This window comes from Burkholderia sp. KJ006 (assembly GCF_000262695.1).
GTDB lineage: Bacteria > Pseudomonadota > Gammaproteobacteria > Burkholderiales > Burkholderiaceae > Burkholderia > Burkholderia vietnamiensis.
This window is the reverse complement of the sequence record NC_017921.1, coordinates 588,632-615,263: the sequence shown is the minus strand read 5'-3', so window position 1 is coordinate 615,263 and position 26,632 is coordinate 588,632. Positions and strand designations below refer to the sequence as shown.

The 26,632-nt window shown below is 68.1% G+C and carries 20 protein-coding genes; 12 read left to right on the top strand and 8 right to left on the bottom strand.

The annotated features are described in order from the left end of the window. Positions 1–20: 20 nt before the first annotated feature. Positions 21–1,055: a LacI family DNA-binding transcriptional regulator gene (locus MYA_RS16860; RefSeq protein WP_014724278.1), complete on the bottom strand. Its 1,035-nt coding sequence runs from the start codon at positions 1,053–1,055 to the stop codon at positions 21–23. A 190-nt stretch (positions 1,056–1,245) separates the two neighbouring features. Here MYA_RS16860 and MYA_RS16855 point away from each other — a divergent pair, with 190 nt between their 5' ends. Genes MYA_RS16855 through MYA_RS16835 form a run of 5 tightly spaced genes read left to right on the top strand, consistent with a single transcriptional unit; the run spans position 1,246 to position 7,588 of the window. Next, a complete protein-coding gene (locus MYA_RS16855; RefSeq protein ID WP_011881170.1) occupies positions 1,246–2,394 on the top strand; it encodes an ABC transporter ATP-binding protein in 1,149 nt (382 codons plus the stop codon). Between the two features lie 9 nt (positions 2,395–2,403). Further along, positions 2,404–4,383, top strand: a complete 1,980-nt coding sequence (locus MYA_RS16850) for a beta-galactosidase (protein WP_014724277.1) — start codon at positions 2,404–2,406, stop codon at positions 4,381–4,383. A gap of 58 nt (positions 4,384–4,441) precedes the next feature. Then, positions 4,442–5,701 (top strand): ABC transporter substrate-binding protein, encoded by a 1,260-nt coding sequence (locus MYA_RS16845; RefSeq protein WP_014724276.1) that lies wholly within the window; start codon positions 4,442–4,444, stop codon positions 5,699–5,701. A gap of 58 nt (positions 5,702–5,759) precedes the next feature. Further along, the gene (locus MYA_RS16840; RefSeq protein WP_014724275.1) at positions 5,760–6,716 is read left to right on the top strand and encodes a carbohydrate ABC transporter permease; all 957 of its coding nucleotides are present in this window, start codon (positions 5,760–5,762) and stop codon (positions 6,714–6,716) included. A 20-nt stretch (positions 6,717–6,736) separates the two neighbouring features. Next, a complete protein-coding gene (locus tag MYA_RS16835; protein WP_011881166.1) occupies positions 6,737–7,588 on the top strand; it encodes a carbohydrate ABC transporter permease in 852 nt (283 codons plus the stop codon). Between the two features lie 259 nt (positions 7,589–7,847). On the opposite strand, the gene MYA_RS16830 is transcribed toward MYA_RS16835, so the two are convergent. From MYA_RS16830 to MYA_RS16815, 4 genes are all read right to left on the bottom strand, one after another. Next, positions 7,848–8,528: a hypothetical protein gene (locus tag MYA_RS16830; RefSeq protein WP_011881164.1), complete on the bottom strand. Its 681-nt coding sequence runs from the start codon at positions 8,526–8,528 to the stop codon at positions 7,848–7,850. A 402-nt stretch (positions 8,529–8,930) separates the two neighbouring features. Then, positions 8,931–9,119 carry a hypothetical protein gene (locus MYA_RS16825; protein WP_014724274.1) on the bottom strand — a complete coding sequence of 63 codons (189 nt, stop codon included), beginning with the start codon at positions 9,117–9,119 and terminating at the stop codon, positions 8,931–8,933. A 175-nt stretch (positions 9,120–9,294) separates the two neighbouring features. Then, positions 9,295–10,746 (bottom strand): DEAD/DEAH box helicase, encoded by a 1,452-nt coding sequence (locus tag MYA_RS16820; protein WP_014724273.1) that lies wholly within the window; start codon positions 10,744–10,746, stop codon positions 9,295–9,297. A gap of 69 nt (positions 10,747–10,815) precedes the next feature. Next, complete coding sequence (locus MYA_RS16815) at positions 10,816–12,297, bottom strand: nitronate monooxygenase (RefSeq protein WP_041494043.1); 1,482 nt, start codon at positions 12,295–12,297, stop codon at positions 10,816–10,818. A gap of 606 nt (positions 12,298–12,903) precedes the next feature. Between MYA_RS16815 and MYA_RS29985 the strand changes: the two genes are divergently transcribed. The 5 genes from MYA_RS29985 to MYA_RS16790 all read left to right on the top strand — a co-directional run bounded on the left by MYA_RS29985 (position 12,904) and on the right by MYA_RS16790 (position 19,470). Beyond that, positions 12,904–13,116, top strand: coding sequence for a heme-binding protein (locus MYA_RS29985; protein ID WP_083854905.1), 213 nt, complete (start codon positions 12,904–12,906; stop codon positions 13,114–13,116). Next, on the top strand, positions 13,113–15,287 hold the full coding sequence (locus tag MYA_RS16805; protein WP_011881159.1) for a malate synthase G: 2,175 nt from the start codon (positions 13,113–13,115) through the stop codon (positions 15,285–15,287). Before MYA_RS29985 ends, MYA_RS16805 begins: the two co-directional genes overlap by 4 nt. Positions 15,288–15,731: 444 nt before the next feature. Further along, positions 15,732–17,294 carry a sensor domain-containing diguanylate cyclase gene (locus MYA_RS16800; RefSeq protein ID WP_041494041.1) on the top strand — a complete coding sequence of 521 codons (1,563 nt, stop codon included), beginning with the start codon at positions 15,732–15,734 and terminating at the stop codon, positions 17,292–17,294. Positions 17,295–17,410: 116 nt separating this feature from the next. Further along, complete coding sequence (locus MYA_RS16795; protein WP_034193757.1) at positions 17,411–18,793, top strand: cache domain-containing protein; 1,383 nt, start codon at positions 17,411–17,413, stop codon at positions 18,791–18,793. 32 nt (positions 18,794–18,825) lie between these two features. Further along, positions 18,826–19,470, top strand: coding sequence for a response regulator (locus tag MYA_RS16790; protein ID WP_011881156.1), 645 nt, complete (start codon positions 18,826–18,828; stop codon positions 19,468–19,470). Positions 19,471–19,717: 247 nt separating this feature from the next. Here the strand turns inward: MYA_RS16790 and MYA_RS16785 are convergent, their stop codons facing one another. Continuing rightward, a complete protein-coding gene (locus MYA_RS16785; protein ID WP_014724269.1) occupies positions 19,718–20,314 on the bottom strand; it encodes an MlaC/ttg2D family ABC transporter substrate-binding protein in 597 nt (198 codons plus the stop codon). 328 nt (positions 20,315–20,642) lie between these two features. Here MYA_RS16785 and MYA_RS16780 point away from each other — a divergent pair, with 328 nt between their 5' ends. Next, positions 20,643–23,276, top strand: a complete 2,634-nt coding sequence (locus MYA_RS16780) for an MMPL family transporter (protein ID WP_014724268.1) — start codon at positions 20,643–20,645, stop codon at positions 23,274–23,276. Next, complete coding sequence (locus MYA_RS16775; RefSeq protein ID WP_041494040.1) at positions 23,269–24,336, top strand: MlaA family lipoprotein; 1,068 nt, start codon at positions 23,269–23,271, stop codon at positions 24,334–24,336. The genes MYA_RS16780 and MYA_RS16775 overlap by 8 nt, the downstream gene beginning before the upstream one ends. Before the next feature lie 234 nt (positions 24,337–24,570). Here MYA_RS16775 and MYA_RS16770 read toward each other — a convergent pair whose 3' ends face one another. Both MYA_RS16770 and MYA_RS16765 read right to left on the bottom strand, forming a co-directional pair. Continuing rightward, positions 24,571–25,734: a GGDEF domain-containing protein gene (locus MYA_RS16770; RefSeq protein WP_041494039.1), complete on the bottom strand. Its 1,164-nt coding sequence runs from the start codon at positions 25,732–25,734 to the stop codon at positions 24,571–24,573. Positions 25,735–25,921: 187 nt separating this feature from the next. Beyond that, positions 25,922–26,629, bottom strand: coding sequence for a phosphorylase (locus MYA_RS16765; protein ID WP_014724265.1), 708 nt, complete (start codon positions 26,627–26,629; stop codon positions 25,922–25,924). Positions 26,630–26,632: the final 3 nt, after the last annotated feature.

Sequence of the window (26,632 nt, the reverse complement as noted above, 5' to 3'; positions counted from 1 at the left end):
ACTTCACCCATCCACCACCACTACCCATCCCCCCACATCCCCGGCACCGCACCGGTCGTCCCGCGCACGACCAACCGCGGCGCCGACGCGATCCGCACGCGCGACCCGTCGTCGATCCGGCCGCCCGCCTCGCGCAACGTATTGAGCAACTCGACCGCGAGCGCCGCCGCCTCGGCGGTCGGAATCGCGACCGTCGTCAGCGTCGGCCGCGTGTCGCGCGCGAGGTGGATGTCGGTGATGCCGACGATCGACAGGTCGTCGGGCACGCGCCTGCCGCGATCGGCCGCCGCGTGCAGCGCGCCGATCGCCGGCAGATCGTTGGTCGCGACCAGCGCGGTCAACTCGGGATGCGCATCGAGCAGCCGGCCGGCCGCGCGCACGCCGCCTTCGATCGAATCGGGCTCGGCCGCGACGATCGACGCGTCGAGCCCCGCTTCGCGCATCACGTCGACGAAACCGTCGTAGCGCGCCGCCTGCACGCCGCTCGCCGAGCCGCCGACGATCACGCCGATCGCCCGATGCCCGAGCTCGACCAGATGCCGCGTCGCGATCCGCCCCGCCTCGCGGAAATCCACCGCCACGCACGGCAACCCGTCGGGCGGCGCATCGGGCCGCTCCCACAGACACAGCACGACCGGCACGCCGCGGCGCGCGACGTCGGCGAGGTCGGGCAGATGCAGGTTCGCGTTCGTCACCAGAATGCCCTCCGAAATCGTGCCGGCGATCTGGTCGAGATACGCGCGCCCCTGCAACGGATCTTCATTCGTGTTGCAGACGATCAGGAACTGCCCGTTGCGCCGCACCGCGCGCTCGACCGCCAGCGCGAACTCCGGATAGAACGGGTTCGCGATGCTCGACACCATCAGCGCGACCGTCGGCGCGCGCCCTTCCGCGAGCGCGCGCGCCGCCAGATGCGGCCGGTAGCCGAGCGCCTGCACGGCCTCGAGCACCCGCGCGCGCGTCGCTTCGCCGACCCGCCCGCGATCGCGCAGCACGTTCGACACCGTCGCGGCCGTCACGCCGGCGCGACGCGCCACTTCGTCGAGTGTCGCCATGATTTGCCCACTATATGAGAGGTGAATCCAGTATTTGCTTCGCTACCCGAAGCAGCGCACTATCGCCGCACACCCTGCCGCTCGACCGACGAGCGCGACTCGGCCGCGATCGCAATCGCCTATTTTTTTGATCGCGATGATTAAGCGCTTAAGCATCGATCGAAGCGCATTAAAACATGGAGCGGAGACAATGGCGAGCATCTCGATGCGTCGCGTGCAGAAGGCTTATGGCGAGCACGCGCCGGTCATACGCGACGTCGATCTGGACATCGGCGCGCACGAGTTCTGCGTGTTCCTGGGCCCGTCGGGCTGCGGCAAGTCGACGTTGCTGCGGATGATCGCGGGCCTCGAGGATCTGAGCGACGGCGAGCTGTCGATCGACGGCCGCCGCGTCGACGACGTGCCGGCCGCCGAGCGCGGCGTCGCGATGGTGTTCCAGAGCTACGCGCTGTTTCCGCACATGACCGTCTACGAGAACATGGCGTTCGGCCTGAAGCTCGCGCGCGTGCCGAAGGCCGAGATCGACCGCAAGGTGCGCGACGCCGCGCGGATCCTGCAGCTCGACACGCTGCTCGAGCGCAAGCCGAAGGCGCTGTCCGGCGGACAGCGGCAGCGCGTCGCGATCGGCCGCGCGATCGTGCGCGAGCCCGGGGTGTTCCTGTTCGACGAACCGCTGTCGAACCTCGACGCGGCATTGCGCGGCCAGACGCGCATCGAGATCGCGAAGCTGCATCGGCAGTTCGAGCGCGCGAGCGTCGTCTACGTGACGCACGACCAGACCGAGGCGATGACGCTCGCCGACAAGATCGTGCTGCTGCACACGGGCGCCGACACCGCGCGGCACGGCAGCATCGCGCAGGTCGGCGCGCCGCTCGACCTCTATCACCATCCGGCCAGCCGCTTCGTCGCCGGCTTCATCGGCTCGCCGCGGATGAACTTCCTGCCGGCCGTCGTCGTCGCCTGCGACGCGCGGCGCACGAACGTCACGCTCGTGGCGTCCGGCGAATCGTTCACGCTGCCGCGCGACGGCTCCGCGCTCGCGCCGGGCGCAGCCGTCACGCTCGGCATCCGCCCCGAACATCTGACGCTCGGCGCCGCGCCCGACGCGACGACGCTCGCGCGCGACGTCGCGCTGGTCGAGCGTCTCGGCGAGCAGACCTACGTGCATCTCGATCAGCCCGGCGGCGCGCCGCTGATCGCGAAAGTGCCCGGCGACGCGGCCGTGCACGCCGGCGAGCGCGTGCACGTGCACGCAGCGGCCGCCGCGTGTCATCTGTTCAACGAAGACGGCCGCGCGGTGCCCGCGTGCGCCGACCTTCCCGTCCACCATTACGCATAAGGATCGGGCATGCGCCTCGGAGTCTGTTACTACCCGGAACACTGGCCGGAATCGATGTGGGCCGACGACGCCCGCCGCATGAAGGCGCTCGGCATCGTGCAGGTGCGGATCGGCGAGTTCGCATGGAGCCGCATCGAGCCGTCGCCGGGAGAATACGCGTGGGGCTGGCTCGACCGCGCGATCGACGCGCTCGGCGCGGCCGGCCTCGAGATCGTGATGTGCACGCCGACGGCGACGCCGCCGAAATGGCTCGTCGATCGTCATCCCGACATCCTCGCTATCGGCGCCGACGGCCTGCCGCGCAAGTTCGGCTCGCGCCGCCATTACGACTTCTCGTCGCCGACCTATCTGGAAGCGTCGCGCCGGATCTGCACCGCGGTGGCCGAACGCTACGGCCGCCATCCGGCCGTGCGCTACTGGCAGACCGACAACGAGCTCGGCTGCCACCAGACCGTCGTCAGCTACTCGCCGGCCGCGCTCCTGCGTTTTCGCGCCTGGCTGAAGGCGCGCTACGGCACGATCGACGCGCTGAACCGCGCGTGGGGCACCGTGTTCTGGAGCATGGAGTACCGGCATTTCGACGAGGTCGATGCGCCGGTGGGCACCGTGACCGAAGCGCATCCGTCGCATCGCCTCGACTACCGCCGCTTCGCGTCCGACGAGCTGGCGCGCTATCACCGGATGCAGGTCGACGTGATCCGCGCGCATTCGCCGGGCCGCCCCGTCGCGCACAACTTCATGCAGCTGTTCACCGAGTTCGACCACTATGCGGTCGCGCGCGACCTCGACGTCGCGACCTGGGACAGCTATCCGCTCGGCGCGCTGGAGGAGCTGTGGTTCGCGCCCGACGTGAAGGCGCGCTGGCTGCGCACCGGCCACCCGGACTTCGCGTCGTTCAATCACGACCTGTATCGCGGCATGTCGAAGCAGCCGTTCTGGGTGATGGAGCAGCAGCCGGGCCCGGTGAACTGGGCGCACTGGAACCCGGCGCCGCTGCCGGGGATGGTGCGTCTCTGGAGCTGGGAAGCGTTCGCGCACGGCGCCGGCTGCGTGTCGTATTTCCGCTGGCGGCAGGCGCCGTTCGCGCAGGAGCAGATGCACGCGGGCCTGCACACGCCCGACGATCGGCTCGACGAAGGCGGCCGCGAAGCGCAGCGGGTCGCGGGCGAAATCGCCGCCGTGCTCGACGCCGATGCCGACGGCGCGGTGCGCGCCCCCGTCGCGCTCGTGTTCGACTACGAAGCCAAGTGGCTGCTCGAAGTCCAGCCGCAGGGCGCCGATTTCCACTACCCGCGCTTCGCGTTCGAGTATTACTCGGCGCTGCGCGCGCTCGGCCTCGACGTCGACATCGTCTCGGCGCACGCGCCGCTCGACGGCTACCGGCTCGTCGTCGTGCCGCCGCTGCCCGTCGTGCCGGACGACTTCGCGGCGCGGCTCGCCGCCTCGGGCGCGCATGCCGTGTTCGGCCCGCGCACCGGATCGAAGACCGTCGACCTGCAGATTCCGCCGGCGCTGCCGCCCGGCCCGCTCGCGTCGCTCCTGCCGTTGCGCGTGTGGCGCGTCGAATCGCTGCGCCCGAACGTGACCGAGCGCATCGACGGCGCGCTGCGCGACGGCTCGCCGTTGAGCGGCGACGCGCGCCACTGGCGCGACCTCGTCGAGCTGCACGACGACGCGCGCAGCGTCGTGCACGCGCGCTTCGCCGACGGCCATCCCGCGTGGGTATCGCATGGCGCATTTCACTATTGGGCCGCACTGTTCGACGATGCGACCACGTTGCGCGGGTTCGCCGACGTCGCGGCCGAAGCGGGCCTCACGCCGACGCCGCTTGGCGACGACGTGCGCGTGAGCCGGCGCGGCGGCCTGACCTACGTGTTCAACTACGGCAGCACACCGCACACGATCGATGCGGTGGCGCCGTCCGCGTTCGTGGTCGGCGCCGCGCAGGTCGAGCCGCAAGGCGTCGCCGTGTATCGAAGCCGTCCGTAGCATCGCCCCCGGCGCACGCGCCGGTCACGCACAACGACATACAGGAATGGAGACAGACATGACACATCGCCCCCTTCGCGTTGCCGCCCGGCTGGCGAGCGCCGCCGCCATCGCGTTCGCCTCGCTCGGCGCCGCGGCGCCCGCCGACGCCGGCACGCTGACGATCAACATCGCGTTCAAGGGCGCGAGCCAGCGCGCGGTCTGGCAGTCGACCATCGACGCGTTCCACAAGGCGCATCCGGACATCGACGTGAAGCCCACCTACGTCGACGAGGAAGCGTACAAGGTGCAGCTTCCCGCATGGCTCACCACCGTCGCGCCCGACGTCGTCAATTGGCACGCAGGCGAACGGATGGCGTACTACGCGCGGCGCGGGCTGTTCGAGGACCTGAGCGGCGACTGGAAGAAGAACGGCTGGGATGCGATGTACGCGTCGACGCGCAGCGCATCGTCGTACAACGGCAAGCAGTACGCGGCGCCGACCGTCTACTACTCGTGGGGCCTCTTTTATCGCAAGGACCTGTTCGGCAAGGTCGGCATCGCCGACGAGCCGAAGACCTGGGACCAGTTTCTCGATGCGTGCAAGAAGCTGAAGGCGGCCGGCATCACGCCGATCGCGGTGGGCGGCCGCGACGCATGGACGCTCGCCGGCTGGTTCGACTATCTGGACCTGCGCCTGAACGGCAACGCGTTCCACCAGCAGCTGATGGCCGGCGACGTGCCGTACACCGACGCGCGCGTGAAGAAGGTCTACACGACGTGGAAGTCGCTGATCGACGCGGGCTACTTCATCGACAACGCGCTGTCCTACGATCTCGACGGCGCGCAGCCGTTCCTGTTCCAGGGCAAGGCCGCGATGATGCTGATGGGCACCTTCATCGCGGCGGGCTTTCCGCCGAACGTGAAGCAGGAGATGGGCTATTACCGCTTCCCCATCATCGACCCGAAGGTGCCGACCGCCGAGGACGGCCCGGTCGAATCGCTGCACATCCCGACCAAGGCGAAGAACAAGGCCGATGCGCATACGTTCCTCGCGTTCGTCGAGACGCCGGAGATGGGCGCGAAGCTCGCGGAAGGGCTCGGCTCGCTGTCGGCGAACAGCAAGTCGCCGGAGCCGGCCGATCCGATCTCGCGGATCGGTTTCCGAATCCTCGCCGACACCAAGGGCGGCGTCGCGCAGTTCTACGATCGCGACATGACGAAGGAAATGGCCGACGAAGGGATGAAGGCAATGCAGCAGTTCGTCTCGAATCCCGCGCAGCTCGACAGCGTGCTCGCGCAGCTCGAGCAGACCCGCAAGCGGATCTACAAGAAGTAACCGTGCGACCCGTGCGGCGGCCCCGCGCCGCCGCATCCGTTGTTTCAGGAGGCTTGCCGTGTCCAGTCCGACCACGTCCCGATCCGTTCGAACGCCTGCCGGCGGGGCCGCCGCACCGCCGGCGCGCGGGCCGAGCGCCGCGCTGCCCGCGCGCCGCCCGTCGCCTGCCGCGCGGCGGCAGCGGCGCGCCGCCTGGCTGTTTCTCGCGCCGGCCTGCGCGATGGTGGCCGTCTATGTGATCTGGCCGATCCTGTCGACGCTGTGGTTGAGCCTGTGCAACTGGGACGGGATGACCGAGCGCACCTTCGTCGGCCTCGCGAACTACGCCGAGCTGCTGCACGCGCCGACGTTCTACACCGCGCTGCGCAACAACGTGATCTGGCTCGCGATGTTCATGCTCGCGCCGCCGCTCGGCCTCGCGCTGGCGCTGTACCTGAATCAGGCCGTGGCCGGCATCCGGCTCGTGAAGTCGCTGTTCTTCGCGCCGTTCGTGCTGTCGGGCGTGGTCGTCGGGCTGATCTTCTCGTGGTTCTACGATCCGACCTTCGGGCTGCTCGCGCTGATCGCCGGGCACGGCATTCCGGTGCTCGGCGATGCGCGCTACGCGACGTTCGGCATCGTGCTCGCCGCACTGTGGCCGCAGACCGCGTACTGCATGATCCTGTACCTCACCGGCCTCACGTCGGTGAACCCCGAGCAGATCGAAGCGGCGCGCATGGAAGGCGCGCGTGGCTTCGCGCTGCTGTGGCACGTCGTGCTGCCGCAGTTGCGGCCGACCACGTTCATGGCGATCGTCGTCACGGTGATCGGCGCGCTGCGCAGCTTCGACCTGATCTCGGTGATGACGGGCGGCGGCCCGTTCGAGAGTTCGACCGTGCTCGCGTATTACATGTACGACCAGGCGATCAAGTACTACCGGCTCGGCTATTCCGCGTCGATCGCGGTCGTGCTGTTCGCGATCATGCTCGTCTACATCGTGTTCCAGTTGCGCCGCATGCTGCGCAACGAGCAGTGACTTTCGGGAGTTCACTCATCATGTTTCCGACACCCGTTGCCCAGTGGAAGCCGGTATCGCGCCGGCTGTACAAGCTGTCGCTGCCCGTCGCGCTCGTGATCTGGCTGCTGCCGATGATCGCCGTGTTCGTCACGTCGGTGCGCTCGACCGAGGAGCTGGTCGAAGGCCACTACTGGGGCTGGCCGCGGCATTTCTCGATGATCGAGAACTATCGCGATGCGCTGACCACGTCGCCGATGCTGCATTACTTCTGGAACAGCGTGCAGATCACGGTGCCGTCGGTGCTCGGTTCGATCGCGCTCGCGGCGATGGCCGGCTTCGCGCTCGCGACGTATCGGTTTCGCGGCAATACCGCATTGTTCGGCACGTTCGTCGCGGGAAATTTCGTGCCGGTGCAGGTGCTGATGATTCCGGTGCGCGATCTGTCGCTGCGGCTCGGGGTGTTCAATACGGTCGAGGCGCTGATCCTGTTTCACGTCGCGTTTCAGACGGGCTTTTGCACGCTGTTTCTGCGCAACTTCATCAAGCAGCTGCCGTTCGAGCTGATCGAGGCAGCGCGCATCGAAGGCGCGGGCGAGTGGACGGTGTTCTGGCGGATCGTTTTGCCGTTGATCCGGCCAGCGTTGGCTGCGCTCGCGATTCTGGTGTTCACGTTCGTGTGGAACGACTACTTCTGGGCGCTGTGCCTCACGCAAGGCGACGAGGCCGCGCCGATCACGGCGGGCGTCGCGGCGCTGAAGGGGCAATGGACGACGTCGTGGAACCTCGTGTCGGCCGGGTCGATCCTCGCGGCGTTGCCGTCGGTCGCGATGTTCTTCGCGATGCAGAAGCACTTCGTCGCGGGGCTGACGTTCGGGGCGACGAAGGGGTGAGGGTGGCGCGGTGCGCGGTGGCGGTGGCGGTGCGCGGTGGCGGTGGCGGTCGCAGATCAGGAGTTCGTCCTCTTCATCGAGAGGTTGCCCGCTTCGGCGGGCTTTTTTCTGGCGATCCGGGGAACGTTATCGATTTTCGACCGAGGACACCAGAGTAACTGTTGAGCGCTATCACGAAGCCACGCTAGCCAATTGCTACTCATGTCTGCGGCCGACCGTACACACATTCTTGAAATTGTCCGTACATCCCGATGCTACGTCAGTAATGGAAGCCATGACTTCTTACACCATCGGAGTCCCCTCTCATTCCACGATAAAAATCCGATAATCCCAGCAATTTCATGATTTTTTTCGCCCTCAAAACTCCGAACAATTCATCCCTTAAGGTCGCAAGAAAAAACAGTGTGCTGATGGAAATAGTCGCCACAAACAACATGCAGATCACCAAACGCAGTTCATTCCACGAATTTATCGCGAATGAAAATAATATCAACGCGCCAAAAAATAGTATCGTATTCACTATCAAAAACATGTAGAAAACCATCTTGCCAAAGCCATTTTTCAACACTTCGGGCAGGCCCGGCGCGAACACGATAACCCGCTGCTCGGGATTATTTACTGCGACCAGATGGCCCTCGCCTTTAAAGACAACTGCAACTTTATCCCCATCCTTGAAGGGAACCGTCTCAAACCATCCACGCATTAGCTTCCCGGCCATCTCCATCTCGATCCAATACCCTTCAGGCAACTTCGGGCGTGCCCTATCGGAATCATTTGCTATCGCACTGTTTAGCGCCATCGCATCATCGCCGATCGCCGCAAGCATCAAAGGCGCGACTTCCCTAGCCACATCTTCGAAATCACCAAATTTAGATCGTTGATAGTGGGCGCGCGTTGAGCGCAGGTTCGATACAACGCCACCAAGCGAATGAAAAATCATTGTTCCTCCCAGCGATGGCGGCGACTTATTTTACTGTTGCAGCGCAGCTTGAAGAGCGATGCACGCATACGGACCAAGTTAATGCGGCGGTGCCACCAGTCGAGGACGGCGGGAGGTATCAGCATCCCCGACGGCGCGACACGCCTCTGCGATACACCTCGGCGCAGCTACGGAAACGCGCCGCGCGTGACTCGACTGCGATGGCATAGCGCATCGCAATTCGCTGGGTACATGCTTGTCCGCGCGCTGGGTGGCGGCTGGAATGTCCCGGCATGAATTTGGCGTCCGCATCGGTAGCATCCCGGGGCACTCGACGGCCTGCGCTAGCGGGCATCACCGTGGCCCGCCCAAACAACACCACACCGCACCGCCATCACCGGCCGCTCACCATCGACATCCGCATCAGCGACGCGTCATATCGACGGACAGGATTTCGAACCCCGGTTCGGCGTGTTCGTTCGCCGCCGCGAGTGCTTCGTCGTAGGACAAAAAGGACATGGCGTCCTCGATCACGGGCGCGAGGCCGATGTCGCCGTCCTCGCCGGTGCAGAGGAATTGCTCGCCGGTTTTAACCACGTAGATGTTCGCCATGTGGCCCTCGATGGTTTGCATGGGGAACTTCCAGTCTAGCTGTCATGGTCCGGTTCGCAACTTCGACGGCAGGCCGGCCAGCCGGCTTGCCGCCGCTGCCTGGAAGAACCTTGCGCCCGTATGTACCCGCCGCAACGCGTACGAGCCTTCGCCCGAACGCGGATCAGCAACAGGCTCAGCCTTTGCCGCGCCCACCCGTCGCTTTGCCCGCCGAGGCCGAACCACCGCCCAGCTTGCCGCCCGATTTACCGCGCGGCTTCTGCACGCTGAACGGGCTGCCGCTGATCACGCTTTTCGCGCCTTTCCCGCTTGCCGCACCCGCGCCGCCCGCGCGCTTCGCCCCCGGCTTGCCGCTCCCTTCCCCACTCCGCGGCCGCGCCTGCTTGCCCGGCATCGGCTTGGCGGCCGGCGCGGCCTGCAACACTTTCGGCTTCTTCGGCTTTTTCGGTTTCTTGATGAGCTGGCCCGTCGCGCTGGTTTCCGGCACGCGATGCTCGGCTTCGAATCCAGGCTCTTCCTCGCGGCGCAACGTCTTGCCGATCAGCGCCTCGATCGCAGCCAATTGCGGCGCTTCGTCCGCGCACACGAGCGACACCGCGACGCCGCTCGCGCCCGCGCGCCCAGTCCGGCCGATGCGGTGCACATAGTCCTGCGCGACGATCGGCAGATCGACGTTGATCACCATCGGCAGATCGTCGATGTCGAGGCCGCGCGCCGCCACATCGGTGGCGACGAGCATCTGCACGTCGCGCCCCTTGAAGCGCTCGAGCGCGCGCAGACGCGCCGGCTGCGGCTTATCGCCGTGAATGGTGTCGACCGCATAGCCGGCCTCGTCGAGCATGGCCGCCAGGTAATCGACGCCCGCGCGCGTCTTGACGAACACCAGCGCGTGCTCCCACTTGTTCTCCGCCACCAGATGCATGAACAGTTCCGGCTTGTTGCGCTTGTCCACCGGCACCACCCACTGCTTGATCCGGCTGGCCGTCGTGTTCGGCGGGCTCACGCTGATGTTGACGGGGTTGCGCAGAATGGTCGCCGCCATCGCGCGGATGTCGTCGGTGAACGTCGCGGAGAACAGCAAGGTCTGACGCCGGGCCGGCAATGCGGCGAACACGGCGTTGAGCTCGCGGGCAAAGCCGAGGTCGAGCATGCGGTCGGCTTCGTCGAGCACCAGCGTTTCCACCTGATCGAACTGCACCGCGTTCTGGCGGTTCAGGTCCAGCAGACGGCCCGGCGTGGCGACCAGCACGTCCACGCCTTTGCGCAGCTTCATCATCTGCGGGTTGATGCTGACGCCGCCGTACGCGGCCAGAAAGCGCAGGTCCAGGCCCTTGCCGTATTCGACGAAGCTCTGCAGCACCTGCTCGGCCAGCTCGCGCGTCGGCACGAGGACCAGCACGCGCGCGCGGTTGCTCGACACCGCCGGGCCATGCTGCACCAGCCGCTGCAGCAACGGCAGCGCAAAGCCGGCAGTTTTTCCGGTGCCGGTTTGTGCCGCGGCCATCACGTCCTTGCCGCCGAGCACCGCAGGAATCGCGTTGGCCTGCACCGGCGTCGGTGTCTGGTAGTTGAGATCCTGCAGAGTGCGCAGCAGAGGATCGATCAGGCCAAGCGAGGCGAAGGACATGGACGTATTCCGGGCTAAAACCGCAATTCTAGCGGTTGCCGCGCCGCCGGCCCGCGGCTGCGCGCATTCCTACGCGCGGCCCGCGCCCGTCTTCCGCAGCCGCATGTCGACCGCGCCGACGTTCTTCTCGTGCGCGACCAGCATCAGCGACAACGCGTGATGGATATCCGGGTTCGCGAGCGTGGGCAGCAGCGCCTGCAGCCTGCGCACGACCCAGCGCTGCCCGCGGTTCAGGAACGCCATGCGCTCGCCCAGATCGTCGATCGCCATCGCCTTTTGGTAGAACGCGCCGGTCGCACGCGTCGGCGTGGCGCCGAGCGTGCGGATCGCGTCCACCAGCACGCTGCACCAGTGCGCTTCGTCCTGACGAATATGCGCGATCAGCCGATGCAGGTCGGGATCGTCGTCGATCTCGGCCGCCGTCTCCGACGCGACGCGTGCGCCCGCGCGCTCGGCCTCCAGCAGTTCGTCGAGCGCGGCCAGCAACGCGCTGCGGTCGGCGTCCGCGTCGGCCGGGCGCGCCGCGCCGGTGCCTTGGCCGAGGCGCGCCGCCGCATCGAGCGCGATCCGGCGCAGCACGTCGCCGGCCGGCTCGATCGCCCGGATGCGGCCGACGCCCGTGCCCGCATACAGCGCCATCGCCTCGAAATCGCCGGTCATCGTGCGCAGCGGAGAATCGGTGCTGAACAGATAGATCGGCCGCCCTTCCTCGTCGCCGATCACCACGCGCGCGTCGCCGAACGGATCGCCGCGCTCGCCGCGCGTGACGCTCGACGGCAACACGCGCACGCGCGCGCCGCGCGGCCAGTTGATGTGAAAGACGTCGGTCAGCAGCGTGTCGCCGTCGCGTGCGTCGACGATCCGCTGCTGGTGATATGGATGCGCGAACGACTCGTGCGTCGCGATGAACGCGGTGCCGATCACCGCGCCCTGCGCGCCGAGCGCCATGGCGGCGGCCACGTCGGCGCCGTCGGCGATCCCGCCCGCGGCCAGCACCGGCAAGCGCGTCGCGCGCACCACCTGCGGCAACAGCTCGGCGAGCGGCCGATCGCCGCGCACATGCCCGCCGGCCTCGTGCCCCTGGACGATCAGCGCGTGCGCGCCGGCCGCGTCGGCCGCCTGCGCGTCGTCGAGCGAGCCGACCTGATGAACCACGCGCACGCCCGCATCGCGCAGGCGCCGCACGACGTCCGGCATCACGTCCCAGAACAGCGCGACGACCGGCACCCGCAATTCGATGCATGCATCGAGCTGCGCGTCGAGCAGTTCGCGCGGCGTCGACGCCGGAATCAGGTTCACGCCGAACGGTTGCGCGGTGGCCGCGCGAACCCGCTCGACCTCGCGCCGGATCAACGCGACCGGCTCACGCACCATCCCGAGAAAACCGAACCCGCCGGCGGCGCTCACCGCACTCGCCAGCTCGGCCCGCGCGACACCGCCCATGCCCGCGAGCACGATCGGCCAGGCACAGCCGAGCAGGTCGCACACGGGGCGATGCAGAATCTCTACGGCGCGGGCGTCGAGCCCGTCGCCACGCGTCGGAATCGACATGCAGCGTCCTCCTTTCTGGATCGGCGGCGCACCACGGCCGACCGCCCGCAGTGCGCATTGCGCGACAGCGAAACGGAGCGTGGCGAACCGCACATCGAATTGCTCACATTGTGACATATCCGACCGTTCGGCCGCGGCGGCAACCGGTATTGCCCGATATTCGCCGCTACAGCGGCGGCGGCGCATCGGCCCGCTCGATGCGAATCATGTCGATCGCGCCAGAGCCAGTGTCGACCGCATCACACACTGCGATTCGTCGCGCTCGCAGGTGCAGCCAACGCACACTCGGACATGCTCGCGCGCAGCGCTGCCGGCCCTGACCGAAGGGATGTGCCGTCACCGCATTGTAGAACCGCGCACGCCAGCGATCGTTCCGCCTCCACAGCCGCATGCGGCGATGAAGCGCGCTGATGTCGCGCCGGCCAGCCCGAAAGCCGCGATCGGCCTCGCCCCCGGTCTGCGCACCGGCGAAGGCAAGCGCGGCACCGACCGGCAGCACGATCGACGACAGTAGCACGCCAGCGCATACCGGATCTTGACGCGCCGCCGGGCACGATCGCGCCTGGGCTTGACGCCGCCCGGGGCGCTACGCGCGCGTATGGGGATATGATCCACAGTGGCTGCACCGCGTTTCCGGGCGCGCCGCGCGCGGGCTTGCCCGAAGGCGGCGCGCCGGTCACGGCGGGCGGCCGTATTGCGGGCGCGATCGGTGTGTCCGGCGTAGAGTCCGGACCGGATGCACGGCTCGCCCGCGCGGCATACAAAGCGTCGCGGCCTGATCCGCGCGCGTTTTCCATTCCCCGGGAGGAATCACGATGATCGACCAAGCAGGACTGCAAGTCGCGCCAGCGCTGAGCCAGTTCATTGAAGACGAAGCACTGCCGGGCACCGGCATCGACAAGGCCGCATTCTGGAGCGGTTTTTCGGCGCTGGTGCACGAGTTCGCGCCGCGCAACCGCGAATTGCTCGCGGAGCGCGAGCGCCTGCAGCACGAACTGGACGCGTGGCACCGCGCGCACCCCGGCCCGGTACGCGACCATGCCGCGTACCGCGCATTCCTCGAACGAATCGGCTACCTCGTGCCGGTCCCGTCGAACGTCGCGGCAGCCACCGCGAACGTCGACAGCGAGATCGCGACGCAGGCCGGCCCGCAGCTCGTCGTGCCGCTGTCGAACGCGCGCTACGCGCTGAACGCCGCGAACGCGCGCTGGGGCAGCCTGTACGACGCGCTGTACGGCACCGATGCGCTGCCCGAAGACGGCGGCGCCGAGCGCACCACGGCCTACAACCCGACGCGCGGACAGCGCGTGATCGACTACGCGCGCAACGTGCTCGACAACGCGGCGCCGCTCGCGAGCGGTTCGCATCGCGACGCGCTGCGCTACCGCGTGGAGGACGGCCAGCTCGCCGTCGAAACCGCCAGCGGCGTCGTGCACCTTGCGCAGCCTGCGCAGTTCGTCGGCTACCAGGGCGCAGCCGGCGCGCCGTCCGCGATCCTGCTGAAGCACAACGGCCTGCACGTCGAGATCCAGATCGATGCGTCCACACCGATCGGCCGCGCGGACCTCGCAAACGTGAAGGACGTCGTGCTCGAAGCGGCGGTCAGCACGATCATCGACTGCGAGGATTCGGTCGCGGCGGTCGACGCCGACGACAAGGTCCAGCTGTACCGCAACTGGCTCGGGCTGATGCAGGGCACGCTGGTCGAGGAAGTCGCGAAGGGCGGCAAGACCTTCACGCGCCGCCTGAACGCCGACCGCGAATACACGACGCCGGCCGGCGGCACGCTGACGCTGCACGGCCGCTCGCTGCTGTTCGTGCGCAACGTCGGCCATCTGATGACCAACGGCGCGGTGCTCGATCGCGACGGCAACGAGATTCCGGAAGGGATCCTCGACGGCGTCGTCACGACGCTGTGCGCGCTGCACGACCGGAAGGCCAAGCGCAACTCGCGCACCGGCTCGATCTACATCGTGAAGCCGAAGATGCACGGCCCGGTCGAGGTCGCGTTCGCCGACACGCTGTTCGCGCGCATCGAGGATCTGTACGGGCTGCCGCGCAACACGCTGAAGATGGGCATCATGGACGAGGAGCGCCGCACCAGCGTGAACCTCGCCGCCTGCATCGCGGCGGCGGCCGGGCGCGTCGCGTTCATCAACACCGGCTTCCTCGACCGCACCGGCGACGAAATGCACACCGCGATGGAAGCCGGCCCGATGATCCGCAAGGGCGACATGAAGTCGTCGGCGTGGATCGCCGCCTACGAGCGCAACAACGTGCTCGCGGGCCTGTCGGCCGGCCTGCGCGGCCGTGCGCAGATCGGCAAGGGCATGTGGGCGATGCCCGACCTGATGCACGCGATGCTCGAGCAGAAGATCGCGCATCCGCGCGCCGGCGCGAACACCGCGTGGGTGCCGTCGCCGACCGCGGCGACGCTGCACGCGCTGCATTACCACCTCGTCGACGTGCAGGCCGTCCAGCAGGCGCTCGAAAAGACGCCGTACGCGAGCGAGCGCGACGCGCTGCTCGAAGGGCTGCTGACGGTCCCGGTGGTCGAACGCGCCGAGTGGAGCGACAGCGAGATCCTGAGCGAAGTCGAGAACAATGCGCAGGGCATCCTCGGCTACGTCGTGCGCTGGGTCGAACAAGGGGTCGGGTGCTCGAAGGTGCCGGACATCCACGACGTCGGCCTGATGGAAGACCGCGCGACACTGCGCATCTCGAGCCAGCACATCGCGAACTGGCTGCGCCACGGCGTGATCACCGAGGCGTTCGTGCTGGACGTGTTCAAGCGGATGGCGCGCGTCGTCGATCAGCAGAACGCGGGCGATCCGAACTACCGGCCGATGGCGCCCGACTACGAGCAGTCCACCGCGTTCGCCGCGGCATGCGCGCTCGCGCTGCAGGGCACGTCGCAGCCGAGCGGCTATACCGAGCCGCTGCTGCATCGGTTCCGGCTCGCGTTCAAGGCGCAACAGCAAAGCGCGTAAGCAGCCGCACGCGGGATTTCCCGCATGCGTTTTGACGAGACGGGTGGCCGATTTCGGCCGCCCGTTTTTCAATATGAATATCGCGGCGCGCGTCCGCGCAATCGGTCGCCCAATTGCCTTCCGCGCGCAATTTGCAAGTAGAGGTTAAAACCCTAATTTGATCCGAATCAACGGTGCGCGACATATTCAGCGCCACTTGATGCGCGCGTTATACTCGGACCCATCTGCGGCACGATTCGTACGACCTTCGATTCACGAATAAACCCATCGGCGAATGCGATCTGATCGGTTCGCCCGGATGCGATTGCCGACGATCGGCATTCGTCTTTCGATGGTCCGTCAGCGCGGGCGCCCCGGGGGCGCGTATCGGACCGCCAGCTACGTGTCACACGAATAATCGCATCGGCTCGCCGTCCGGCCGCGATGCCCATCGTTCCATGCGCCATGGCTGAAACCGACTACGCAGTGCCCCGCGAATCCCGCCGGACCGGCCGCGTCGTCGCTCGCGTGCGCCGTGCGCTGCTGCCGCACCTGATCTTCTACTCGGGGCTGTTGATCGGTCTGCTGCTGTTGCTGCTGTGCGCGATCGTGCTATACGAAGGTCGCATCGACGCGCGCGACCGCGCCCGCACCACGCAGCAGAACGTCGCGCTGATGGCGTCGTGGGACATCGAGCGCAACATCGAAATCTACTCGCTGTCGCTACAGGCGGTGGTCGACGGCGCGAACGACCCGGCAGTCGCCAATCTGCCGATGCCGCTGCGGCGCCAGGTGCTGTTCGACCGCGCGACGACGGCCAAGTACCTGGGCGGCATCTACGTGCTCGACGCGAACGGCGACATCGCGGTCGACTGCAAGACCGACGTTCCGCGCAAGGCCAATTTCGCCAACGAAGCGTATTTCGCCGTCCATCGCGATCATCCGGACGTCGGGCTGTACGTGAGCGACCCTTACCATTCGCGCCTGCGCGACGGCTCCCTGAGCATCGCGCTCAGCCGGCGGATCACGCGGCCCGACGGCTCGTTCGGCGGCGTCGCGGTGATGTCGATCCGGCTCGAATATTTCCAGAACCTGTTCGCGCGGCTGGCGCTCGGCGATCGCGGCTCGGTCGCGCTGATCAAGACCAACGGCCGGATGGTCGCGCGTCAACCGTACGATCCGTCGATCGTCGGCCGCGACATCAGCCATGCGAGCACGTTCCGCCATTTCATGACGGCAAGCGAGGGCAGTTTCATCGACACCGCGACGATCGACGGCGTGCGCCGCCTCTACGTGTTCCGCCACCTCGAGAACCTGCCGCTGATCCTGATGGTCGCGCGCTCCGAAGCCGACACCTACGCCGCGTGGTACGACCGCGCGATCCCGATCGGCTCGGCGATGGTCGCGCTCGCGATCGGCTTCATCGGGCTGTCGCTGCTGCTCGACGTGCAGTTGCGCAAGCGCCAGCGCGCGGAAACCGAGCTGCAGGCGCTCGCGCGCACCGACGGCCTCACCGGGCTCGACAACCGCCGCATGCTCGACGTCACGCTCGCGCGCGAATGGCGGCGCGCCGCGCGCTCGCAGCACGCGCTGTCGCTGCTGTTCGTCGACGTCGATCACTTCAAGCGCTACAACGACACACAGGGCCATCAGGCCGGCGACGATGCGCTCGCCGCGGTCGGCCGCTGCATCGCCGGCTGCCTGCGCCGGCCGGCCGATTACGCGGCCCGCTACGGCGGCGAGGAATTCGTCGTCGTGCTGCCCGACGTCGACACGGACGGCGCCGTCGCGATCGCCGAGACGATCCGCACCGGCATCCTCGATCTCGGCATCCGCCACGATGCGGGCATGTGCGGCCGCGTGACCGCGAGCATCGGCGTGACGACCTGCTATCCGGAACGCGGCGACACCATCCAGGCCGCGCTGAAACTCGCCGACGACGCGCTGTATCGCGCGAAGGCGAGCGGGCGCAACCAGGTCGTCGTGCACACGGCGGCCGACGGCGAGCGCGCACCGCGCCGCGCCTGAGCGGCGGCCGGCCGGCACCGACCGTCGCCGCGCACCGCAAAATCGCCGACAATGTCGGCTCGCCGCGCCGCCGCGCGCAGCACGCGTGCGCACCGCCGCGCCCGCTTCGGACCACCATGAGACTCAAGGCGAAGATATTCCTCCTGGCCATCGTGCCGTTCCTGCTCGCGATCGCCGGGATCGGCTTCGGCGTGCGCCAGCAGGCGACCTCGCTCGCTCGCACGCAGCACGCGACGATCGAGGCGGCGTATCTGGCGAGCAAGGAAGGCGAGCTCAAGCATTACGTCGAGCTCGCGACCAGCGCGATCATGCCGCTGTACGAAGCGAGCGGCCGCAACGGCCGCGACGACGCGATGCTGCGCACGCAGGCGCTCGCGATGCTGCAGAAAATGGACTTCGGCCCGGACGGCTATTTCTTCGTATACGACCTGCACGGCAATTCGCTGATGCATCCGCGCGAGCCCGAGCGGGTCGGCCACAACTTCTGGTCGATGCGCGACCCGCAAGGCGCGCTGACGATGCAGCAGCTGATCGGCGCCGCGTCGCACGGCGGCGGCTACGTGCGCTACGCGTGGCAGCGGCCGTCCACCGGCAGGATCGCGCCGAAACTCGGCTACGTCGTCGCGCTCGATCGCTGGGGCTGGATGCTCGGCACCGGCATCTATCTCGACGACGTCGACACCGCGCTGCAGCGCATCGACGCGCGCGCGTCGGCGAACATCGAGCGCACGATGAGCTGGCTCACCGCGATCGCGCTGACCGGCGCCGCGGCGATCGCCGTGTGCGCGCTGGTGCTCAACGTCAGCGAGTCGCGCAGCGCCGACGCAAAGCTCAAGCAGCTCGCGCAGCGCGTCGTCGAATCGCAGGAACAGGAGCGCGAGCGCTTGTCGCGCGAACTGCATGACGGGATCAGCCAGATGATGGTGTCGGCGAAGCTGATGCTCGAATCCGCGCTCGCGCGCTTCGAGCGCGGCGCGACGCGCATGCCCGCAGCCGAGCAGGCGCTCGCGTCCGGCATCGGCCGGCTCGGCGACACGCTGCGCGAGGTGCGGCGCATCTCCCATGCGCTGCGCCCGGCGATGCTCGACGATCTCGGCCTCGCGGCCGCGCTCGAGCAGCTCGTGCGCGAGCTCGGCGAGCAAAGCGGCATCGACATCGGCTACACGCAGGTCGCGCACAGCGGCGCGCGGCCGTTGCCGGCGCCCGTCAACACGGCGCTGTTCCGGATCGCACAGGAAGCGCTCAGCAACATCGTGCATCATGCGCATGCGTCGCGCGCGGCCGTCACGCTCGACGTCGGCGCACATGCGGTCACGCTGAGCATCGCCGACAACGGCTGCGGCTTCGATGCCGAGCGTACGCAAACCGACGCGCGCCGCGGGATCGGGCTGCGCAACATGCGCGAGCGCCTCGACGCGCTCGGCGGCACGCTGACGATCGCGTCGCAGGTCGGCCACACCGTCGTGGCCGCGCGCGTGCCGCTGCGCGCCGCCGCGTGACGACGCGCCACCATAACCGGAGACCTTTGCCGATGAGCCCACCCGACACCGCCCGGCCCGCCGCCCGACTGCTGCTCGTCGACGATCACCCGCTGGTGCGCGACGGGCTGCGGATGCGGCTCGAGGCCGCCGACCTGTCCGTGGTCGGCGAAGCCGGCAACGCGGACGAGGCGCTCGCGCTCGCCGCGTCGCTCGAGCCTGATCTCGCGCTGATGGACGTCGGCATGAACGGGATGAACGGCATCACGCTTGCCGGCGTCTTCCACGAACGCTTTCCGGCGATTCGCGTGCTGATGCTGTCGATGCACGACAACCTCGAATACGTGACACAAGCGGTGCGCGCCGGCGCGAGCGGTTATCTGCTGAAGGATTCGCCCGCGAGCGAGATCGTGCGCGCGATCGGCGCGGTGCTGGCCGGGCAGACGTTTTTCAGCGAAGGGCTGGCCGCGCGGATGATCCACGCGAGCGCGACCGCGTCGCCGCTCGACCGGCTGACGCCGCGCGAACGCGACATCCTCGACGCGCTGGCCGAGGGGCTGTCGAGCAAGCAGATCGCGCAGCAGACGGGGCTGTCGGTGCGCACGGTCGAGACGCACCGGCTCAATCTGAAACGCAAGCTCGACATCGAAGGGCAGGCGGAGTTGATCAAGTTCGCGGTCGAGCATCGGCGGCGGTAGCGGGGCGGGCAGGGCGCGCGTGCGTCGCGTGGCAGTTCCACCGTCGCGCAGTCGCCATGCGCGGCGGCGGCGGCAAAAGAAGGCCGTCGCCTGCCGAGCGGATGGCCCGCCACGGCATCGCCCCGTTCACGCGACGTGTGCTACCCCGTCGACCGCTTGCGCACGCCCGCTGGATTTCGGCCGCACGCCAATGAAAAAGGGCGCCCTGGAGCGCCCTTGATTCATACGGACCGACCGAGCGCGTCGCTCAGTTCGTGCGCGCGTTGTGCTTCTGCAGATACGCGATCAAGCCGTCGATGCCGCCCGACGCGAGCTGGCTCTTGAACTGGCCCTGATAGACCTGGATCAGCCATGCGCCCGACATGTCGATGTCGTAGATCTTCCAGTCGTTGCCGACCTTGCCGAGCCGGTAGCCGACCGACTGGCTGTCGCCGGGCGTCGTCACCGTCGATTGCACCAGCGCATCGGCGCCCGATGCACCGCCAGCCTTGAACGAGAACTTCGCGTCCTGGCTGCCGAGCTGCGCGAGCGACGCCGCATAGGTGCGCGTCATCAGCAGCTTGAACTGCTTGTACAGCTCCTCCTGCTGTTGCGGGTTCGCCTGCTTCCAGGCATCGCCGACCGCGATGCGCGTCGTGCGCTCGAAGTTCGTCGCGGGCAGGAAGCGCTGCTCGACGACTTGCGTGACCTTCGCCATGTTGCCGCTGCGCGCGACCGGATCGGCCTTCATCGCATTGACGGTGCCTTCGACCGCATTGCGGACGACGTCGACCGGCGCGCTCTGCGCGAAAGCGGAAACCGACACGGCGGCCGCCGCGACGAAAGCAAACAGATGACGTTTCATACGGATATTCGCACTCGATGAGAAAAAACGGCCGGCGCATTGCACCGATTGCAGCGGCCGGTGGATCGAAGTATAGCGGCCCGCACGCGCGCCTGCCGTGCCGTGACCGACTGTTACCTTTCAGCCCCCTTTGTCACAGCCGCTGCATAGCGCGGCGAGGCGTGCCGATTATTAAGCACACGCTTACCAATTGCCGGTGCGCGGGGCCGATTCCCGCTATGCGGAGCAAATATCCTTCCCGCCCCTTTACGAGCCATCGTCACGACCGAGCGCACGTTGCGCCGGTATACTCGTTGCTTTGCCCTTGCCAGCCGCTCCCCACCGCCAAATGGTGACATCTCTCATCATCCGACTCGTTGCATGGTCGGTACGCCGCCCCGTCCTGGTCGTCGTGCTGTCGCTCGTCATTGCCGCATGCAGCGGCGTGTACGTGGCACAGCACTTCAAGATCAACACGGACATCAGCAAGCTCGTCGATGCCGAGCCGCAATGGGCCGCGCTGGGTCAGGCGGTCGACAACGCGTTCCCGCAACGTAACGGCACGATCCTCGCGGTCGTCGAGGCGCCCGCGCCCGAGTTCGCGACGGCCGCCGCGCACGCACTCACCGGCGCGCTGCAAAAGCAGTCCGACGCGGGTCGCATCGGCCAGGTCGCCGAGCCCGGCGGCGGGCCGTTCTTCGAGCACAACGGCCTGTTGTTCCTGTCGCCGCAGGAAGTGTCGGACACGACGACGCAACTCGCGAGCGCGCGGCCGCTCGTCAACGAGCTCGCGAAGAACCCGAGCCTGACGGGCCTCGCGACGACGCTGTCCACGCTGCTCGGCCAGCCGCTGCTGACCGGCCAGGTAAAGCTGCCCGAGATGGCCAAGCTGCTCGCGCGCAGCGCCGCGACGGTCGACGACGTGCTGGCCGGCAAGCCGGCCGCGTTCTCGTGGCGCGGGCTGGTCGACGCCGACGCCGCACGGCAGCCGGCGCGCGCGTTCGTCACGGTGCAGCCGGTCGTGAACTACGGCGCGCTGAAGGCCGGCGCCCAAGCCACGCAGGTGATCCGCGACACCGCGAAGGCGCTCGACCTCACGCAACGCTATGGCGCGGTCGTGCGCATCACCGGCGAGCAGCCGCTCGCCGACGACGAATTCGCGTCGGTCGAAGACGGCGCCGCGCTCAACGGCGTGCTCACGCTGCTCGCGGTGCTCGTGATCCTGTGGCTCGCGCTGCGCTCCAAGCGGATGATCGGCTCGGTGCTGGTCACGCTGTTCGTCGGCCTCGTCGTGACGGCCGCGCTCGGCCTCGCGATGGTCGGTTCGCTGAACATGATCTCGGTCGCGTTCATGGTGCTGTTCGTCGGCCTCGGCGTCGATTTCTCGATCCAGTACGGCGTGAAGTACCGCGAGGAACGCTTCCGCGACCCGCGCATCGATCACGCGCTGATCGGCGCCGCGCACTCGATGGGCATGCCGCTCGCGCTCGCGACCACGGCGGTCGCGGCGAGCTTCTTCTCGTTCATTCCGACCGCCTATCGCGGCGTGTCCGAGCTCGGCCTGATCGCGGGCGTCGGGATGTTCATCGCGCTGCTGAGCACGCTCACGCTGCTGCCGGCGCTGCTGCGCCTGTTCGCGCCGCCGGGCGAATCGAAGACGCCGGGCTTCCCGTGGCTCGCGCCGGTCGACGATTTCCTCGATCGCCATCGCAAGCCGATCCTGATCGGCACGCTCGGCGTCGTGATCGGCGCGCTGCCGCTGCTGCTGTTCCTGCGCTTCGACTTCAACCCGCTGCATCTGAAGGATCCGCACAGCGAATCGATGGCGACGCTGCTCGCGCTGAAGGATTCGCCCGAAGCGGCCGTCAACGACGTCACGCTGCTCGCGCCGTCGCTGGCCGCGGCCGACGCGGCCGCCAAGCGCCTCGACGCGCTGCCGGAAGTGGGGCGCACGACGACGCTGTCGACGTTCATTCCGACCGACCAGCCGGAGAAGCGCGCGGCGATCGCCGCGGCCGCGAGCGATCTGCTGCCCGCGCTCACGCAGCCGGCCGCGCCGCCCGCCACCGACGCGCAGCGCGTCGCCGCGCTCAAGCGCGTGTCGGACCTGCTGAGCTACGCGGCGGAAGATCATCCGGGCCCGGGCGCGGCCGCCGCGCAGCACTTGTCGGCATCGCTCGCGAAGCTCGCCGCAGCCGACGCCGCGACGCGCGATCGCGCCGAACACGCGTTCGCCGACACGCTGCGTATCGCGCTCGAGCAGCTCGCGACGCTGCTGCAACCGCAGGACGTGACGCGCGAATCGTTGCCGCCGCAACTGGTGCGCGACTGGGTCGCGCCGGACGGCCACGCGCTCGTGCAGATTTCGCCGAAGGTGCCGAAGGGCGTCGACCCGAACGACGACACGATGCTGCGCCGCTTCGCGAAGGCCGTGAAGGCGGCCGAGCCGGGCGCGATCGGCGGCCCGATCTCGATCCTGCATTCCGCGGAGACGATCATCAAGGCGTTCCAGCACGCGGCGCTGTGGTCGATCATCTCGATCACGATCCTGTTGTGGATCACGCTGCGCCGCTTCGGCGACGTGCTGCGCACGCTGGTGCCGCTGCTCGTGTCGGGGCTCGTGACGCTCGAGATGTGCGTCGTGCTCGGCATGTCGCTGAACTTCGCGAACATCATCGCGCTGCCGCTGATGCTCGGCGTCGGCGTCGCGTTCAAGGTGTACTTCGTGATGGCGTGGCGCGCCGGGCAGACGGGGCTGCTGCATTCGAGCCTCACGCACGCGGTGCTGTTCAGCGCCGCGACGACGGCGACCGCGTTCGGCAGCCTGTGGCTATCGCACCATCCGGGCACGTCGAGCATGGGCAAGCTGCTCGCGCTCGCGTTGACCTGCACGCTGATCGGCGCCGTGGTATTTCAGCCCGTTCTGATGGGCAAACCGCGCGTGAAGCGCGTCAAGAACCAATCGCAAGGAAACAATGAATAAGGTGCGAATCATGACGGTGACCGTCGCCGCCGGCGCTCTGCTGAGCGGCTGCGCGACGGGCCCGAACCGCAACCCCAACGACCCGTTCGAGCCGGTGAATCGAGCGGTGTACACGTTCAACGACACGGTCGACACGCACATCGCCCAGCCGATCGCGAAGGGCTATCAGAAGATCACGCCGACGCCGCTGCGTACCGCGATCAGCAACTTCTTCTCGAACCTCGGCGACCTCGGCAACATCGCGAACAACCTGTTGCAGCTGCGCATTACCGACGCGACGCAGGATCTGATGCGCGTCGCGATGAACTCGGTATTCGGCGTCGGCGGCCTGATCGACATCGCGACGCCCGCAGGGCTGCCGAAGCATCACCAGGACTTCGGGCTGACGATGGCGCGCTGGGGCATGCCGGCCGGTCCGTACCTGGTGCTGCCGGTGTTCGGGCCGAGCACGATCCGCGACGGCGTCGGCCGCGCGGTCGACGTGCGCTTCAACCTGCTCAACTACATCGAGCCGGCCGTGCGCAATCCGATGTACATCGCGCAGTTCGTCAGCGCGCGTTCGGACCTGCTCGGCGCGACCGATCTGCTGAAGCAGGCGGCGCTCGATCCGTACTCGTTCGTCCGCGATGCGTATCTGCAGCAGCGCAAGTCGCTCACGTTCCACGGCGAATCGGCGTCGGCCGAAGCGCCGAACTACGCGCAGCCCGATGAATCGGGCGCGGCGCCGGCGGCCGCGCCGTCCGCGCCGGGGCTGCCGAATTACGAAGATCCGGGCGACGCGGGCGGCGCAGCGGGTGCAGCGCCGAACAATGCGCCGGCCGCGGCCGGCTTGCCGCAGTACGACGATCCGGGCGCGGACAGTGCGATGCCTGCGAGCGCGGCGGCTGCTTCCGCCGTGCCTGCCGCGTCCGCCGTGCCTGCTGTGTCTGCAGCACCCGCTGCGGCGCCGGCAACGCCTGCATCGGCGTCGACCGGCGCAACGACTGCGCCGGCCGCCAACGGCGCACCGATCGCGCCGGCAATGCCGACGCTCCCCGCGAGCGCGCCTGCCGCGCAGTAACGCGGCACCGCGCCGGCCGCAATGCCGGCGAGCGCTGCATCATGCAGCGCTCGAACCGTCGACGAACCCCATGTTTCTCGGAACATGGGGTTTTGTTTTTTGGGCGGCAGCATGGTTGACGCGGTATGGCGCGATCCGTTCGAGCAAGCCCGCGAGATCGCTACCAGGTCGCCGTCACGAAGCCGTGTAGAAGCCCCCGCACGCGTGCCCGACGCGCAGCGCAACCGCTCGCCGTTACACGATGGCGAGGTCCCCGTGAAGGCACACCCGGTTGCGTCCCGAGCGCTTCGCCTCGTAGAGGGCTGCGTCCGCTCTCGCGCTCAGGTGGTCCAGGGTTTCGCCCGCTCGCCAGCCGGCCACGCCGCAACTGATGCTGTATCGACACGGCCCGGCGGCGGTCGTCATGGGCTGGGCAGCGACTGCATGGCGCAGCCGCTCCGCGATGGCCCGCGCGTCGTCCAGCGCCGTTGCCGGCAGCAGCACGGCAAATTCTTCGCCGCCCATGCGGCCAAGCACGTCGCCACGCCTCAGTTGCATCTGCGTCACGCGGACGAATTCGCGCAGCACGGCGTCCCCGCCAGCATGGCCGAGCGTATCGTTGATCGCCTTGAAATGATCGAGATCGACGATCAGCAGCGCGGTCGGCGAACCCTGCCTGCCCGCTTCCGCCAACTGGACGTGTGCAACGGCTTCAAAGCCCTTGCGCGAAAGCGCGCCGGTGAGGAAGTCGCGGTTCGCGGCCTCGCGCGCGTCGGCGAGCAGTACGTCGTGCACCATCATCATCGAGGACATCGATAGCGTCGGCATGATCGCCGCGGCCGCGACCAGCAAGATCACGTTGCCGGTGGAGGCGAACATCAGCGGGCTCGACGCTTCGTCCAGCGTCATGAAATAGATCCCGCGCGCGATCTGGCATAACGCGAAGAGGAATGCCATCGCGGCGGTCACGCGATAGGAATAGGCCGATCGTCCGGACGGGCGGTGCCGGAGCACCAGAAGCGCGACCGCGATGCAAACCGCAGCAGTGAACAGCGTGGTGACGAGTACACGAAGCGGAATGCTGTCGACCGCATAGCGCCAGTAGACGAGCGCGATTCCCAGCGGCAGAAGGGAAACCGTCAGCACCGGCCAGTGGGCCGGACGCCCCAGAAAACGGGCACAGCCGGCGTAGTAGGCAACGGCCGCCCATGCCATCAGCATGTTTGCAGCAACGACGGACAGCGTGTCGGGAATCCTGAACCGCATCAGGAACAGCGGCAGAGCGATGACGGTCGCGACATTGGCGGCGAACCATTCGAGCACGCCCGGTATCCCCGATCGGAGCAGCGAACCGAGCAGCACCAGCAGCACCGCGCTCATGAGTGCGGACGTGGCGATAGCCATGGCAGGATCGAGCATGTCAGTCGTAGACCAAATCGGGGTTCGCCAGATTACCGCGGAACGCGGCGCGAATCTCGACGACGATGTGCTGCTCATCGCGGCAGCCGCAATCCCGACGCCCGGTTTTCCGCGAACGACGCTCGTGTGCGCGTGCGCGAAATCAGGCAATGCAGCGGCACGAGAAACGAAACGCGGCGCGCGCCGCTCAGACCATCCGCATCGCGCCCGCACGCTCGAACGCGTGCCGCGCCTGGATCAATGTCGTGCGCGCCGCGCGCGCGTCGGCGGCCACCTGCAGCAGCGGGCCGAGCTGCGACGGCTGCTTCAGCAGTTCGCGCAGGATCGGCAGGATGGCCGTGCTGCCGTCGTCGCGCAGCCCGGCCGTCGCCGCGCGCGGCAGCGTGCGCCAGGCGGGATCGACGATCGCGCGGCACACCGCGAACGGCACGCCGCGCGACGCCGCGAACGCGGCTGCGATATGCGATTCCATGTCGACCGCGAGCGCGCCCTTGGCGCGATGCAGCGACGTCTTTTCCTGCTCGCTGACCACCGGTGCGCCGACGGCCGCCATCGTGCCGCGCGTGACGCGCGACCACACCGGCGTGTCGTGCAACGCGGCGACGAGCCGCGTGCTCCAGGCCGCATCGGTCTGCACGCGGCCGAACGGCCCGTCGATCGCGTCCGCGATCACGAGCGCGCCCGGCGCCAGATCGGGCGCGAGCCCGCCCGCCGTGCCGAAGCTCACGATGCCCGCACAACCGCGCGCGGTCGCCTCGGCGAGCGCGCGCTCGAGCCGGTCGGCGCGCGCGGCGAATACGGCCTCGACGCCGTGACCGCGCGCGATGCGCGCCTCGAACGCCATCCCCGTGACGGCGATGACGGGCAACGTGCCGGTGTGCAGCGTCGCAGCCACGCG

Excerpts from the sequence above, each read along its gene's own strand:
- MYA_RS16860 (WP_014724278.1), bottom strand. The coding sequence starts at position 1,055 with ATGGCGACACTCGACGAAGTGGCGCGTCGCGCCGGCGTGACGGCCGCG.
- MYA_RS16855 (WP_011881170.1), top strand. The coding sequence starts at position 1,246 with ATGGCGAGCATCTCGATGCGTCGCGTGCAGAAGGCTTATGGCGAGCAC.
- MYA_RS16850 (WP_014724277.1), top strand. The coding sequence starts at position 2,404 with ATGCGCCTCGGAGTCTGTTACTACCCGGAACACTGGCCGGAATCGATG.
- MYA_RS16845 (WP_014724276.1), top strand. The coding sequence starts at position 4,442 with ATGACACATCGCCCCCTTCGCGTTGCCGCCCGGCTGGCGAGCGCCGCC.
- MYA_RS16835 (WP_011881166.1), top strand. The coding sequence starts at position 6,737 with ATGTTTCCGACACCCGTTGCCCAGTGGAAGCCGGTATCGCGCCGGCTG.
- MYA_RS16830 (WP_011881164.1), bottom strand. The coding sequence starts at position 8,528 with ATGATTTTTCATTCGCTTGGTGGCGTTGTATCGAACCTGCGCTCAACG.
- MYA_RS16825 (WP_014724274.1), bottom strand. The coding sequence starts at position 9,119 with ATGGCGAACATCTACGTGGTTAAAACCGGCGAGCAATTCCTCTGCACC.
- MYA_RS16820 (WP_014724273.1), bottom strand. The coding sequence starts at position 10,746 with ATGTCCTTCGCCTCGCTTGGCCTGATCGATCCTCTGCTGCGCACTCTG.
- MYA_RS16815 (WP_041494043.1), bottom strand. The coding sequence starts at position 12,297 with ATGTCGATTCCGACGCGTGGCGACGGGCTCGACGCCCGCGCCGTAGAG.
- MYA_RS29985 (WP_083854905.1), top strand. The coding sequence starts at position 12,904 with ATGATCCACAGTGGCTGCACCGCGTTTCCGGGCGCGCCGCGCGCGGGC.
- MYA_RS16805 (WP_011881159.1), top strand. The coding sequence starts at position 13,113 with ATGATCGACCAAGCAGGACTGCAAGTCGCGCCAGCGCTGAGCCAGTTC.
- MYA_RS16800 (WP_041494041.1), top strand. The coding sequence starts at position 15,732 with ATGGCTGAAACCGACTACGCAGTGCCCCGCGAATCCCGCCGGACCGGC.
- MYA_RS16795 (WP_034193757.1), top strand. The coding sequence starts at position 17,411 with ATGAGACTCAAGGCGAAGATATTCCTCCTGGCCATCGTGCCGTTCCTG.
- MYA_RS16790 (WP_011881156.1), top strand. The coding sequence starts at position 18,826 with ATGAGCCCACCCGACACCGCCCGGCCCGCCGCCCGACTGCTGCTCGTC.
- MYA_RS16785 (WP_014724269.1), bottom strand. The coding sequence starts at position 20,314 with ATGAAACGTCATCTGTTTGCTTTCGTCGCGGCGGCCGCCGTGTCGGTT.
- MYA_RS16780 (WP_014724268.1), top strand. The coding sequence starts at position 20,643 with ATGGTGACATCTCTCATCATCCGACTCGTTGCATGGTCGGTACGCCGC.
- MYA_RS16775 (WP_041494040.1), top strand. The coding sequence starts at position 23,269 with ATGAATAAGGTGCGAATCATGACGGTGACCGTCGCCGCCGGCGCTCTG.
- MYA_RS16770 (WP_041494039.1), bottom strand. The coding sequence starts at position 25,734 with ATGCTCGATCCTGCCATGGCTATCGCCACGTCCGCACTCATGAGCGCG.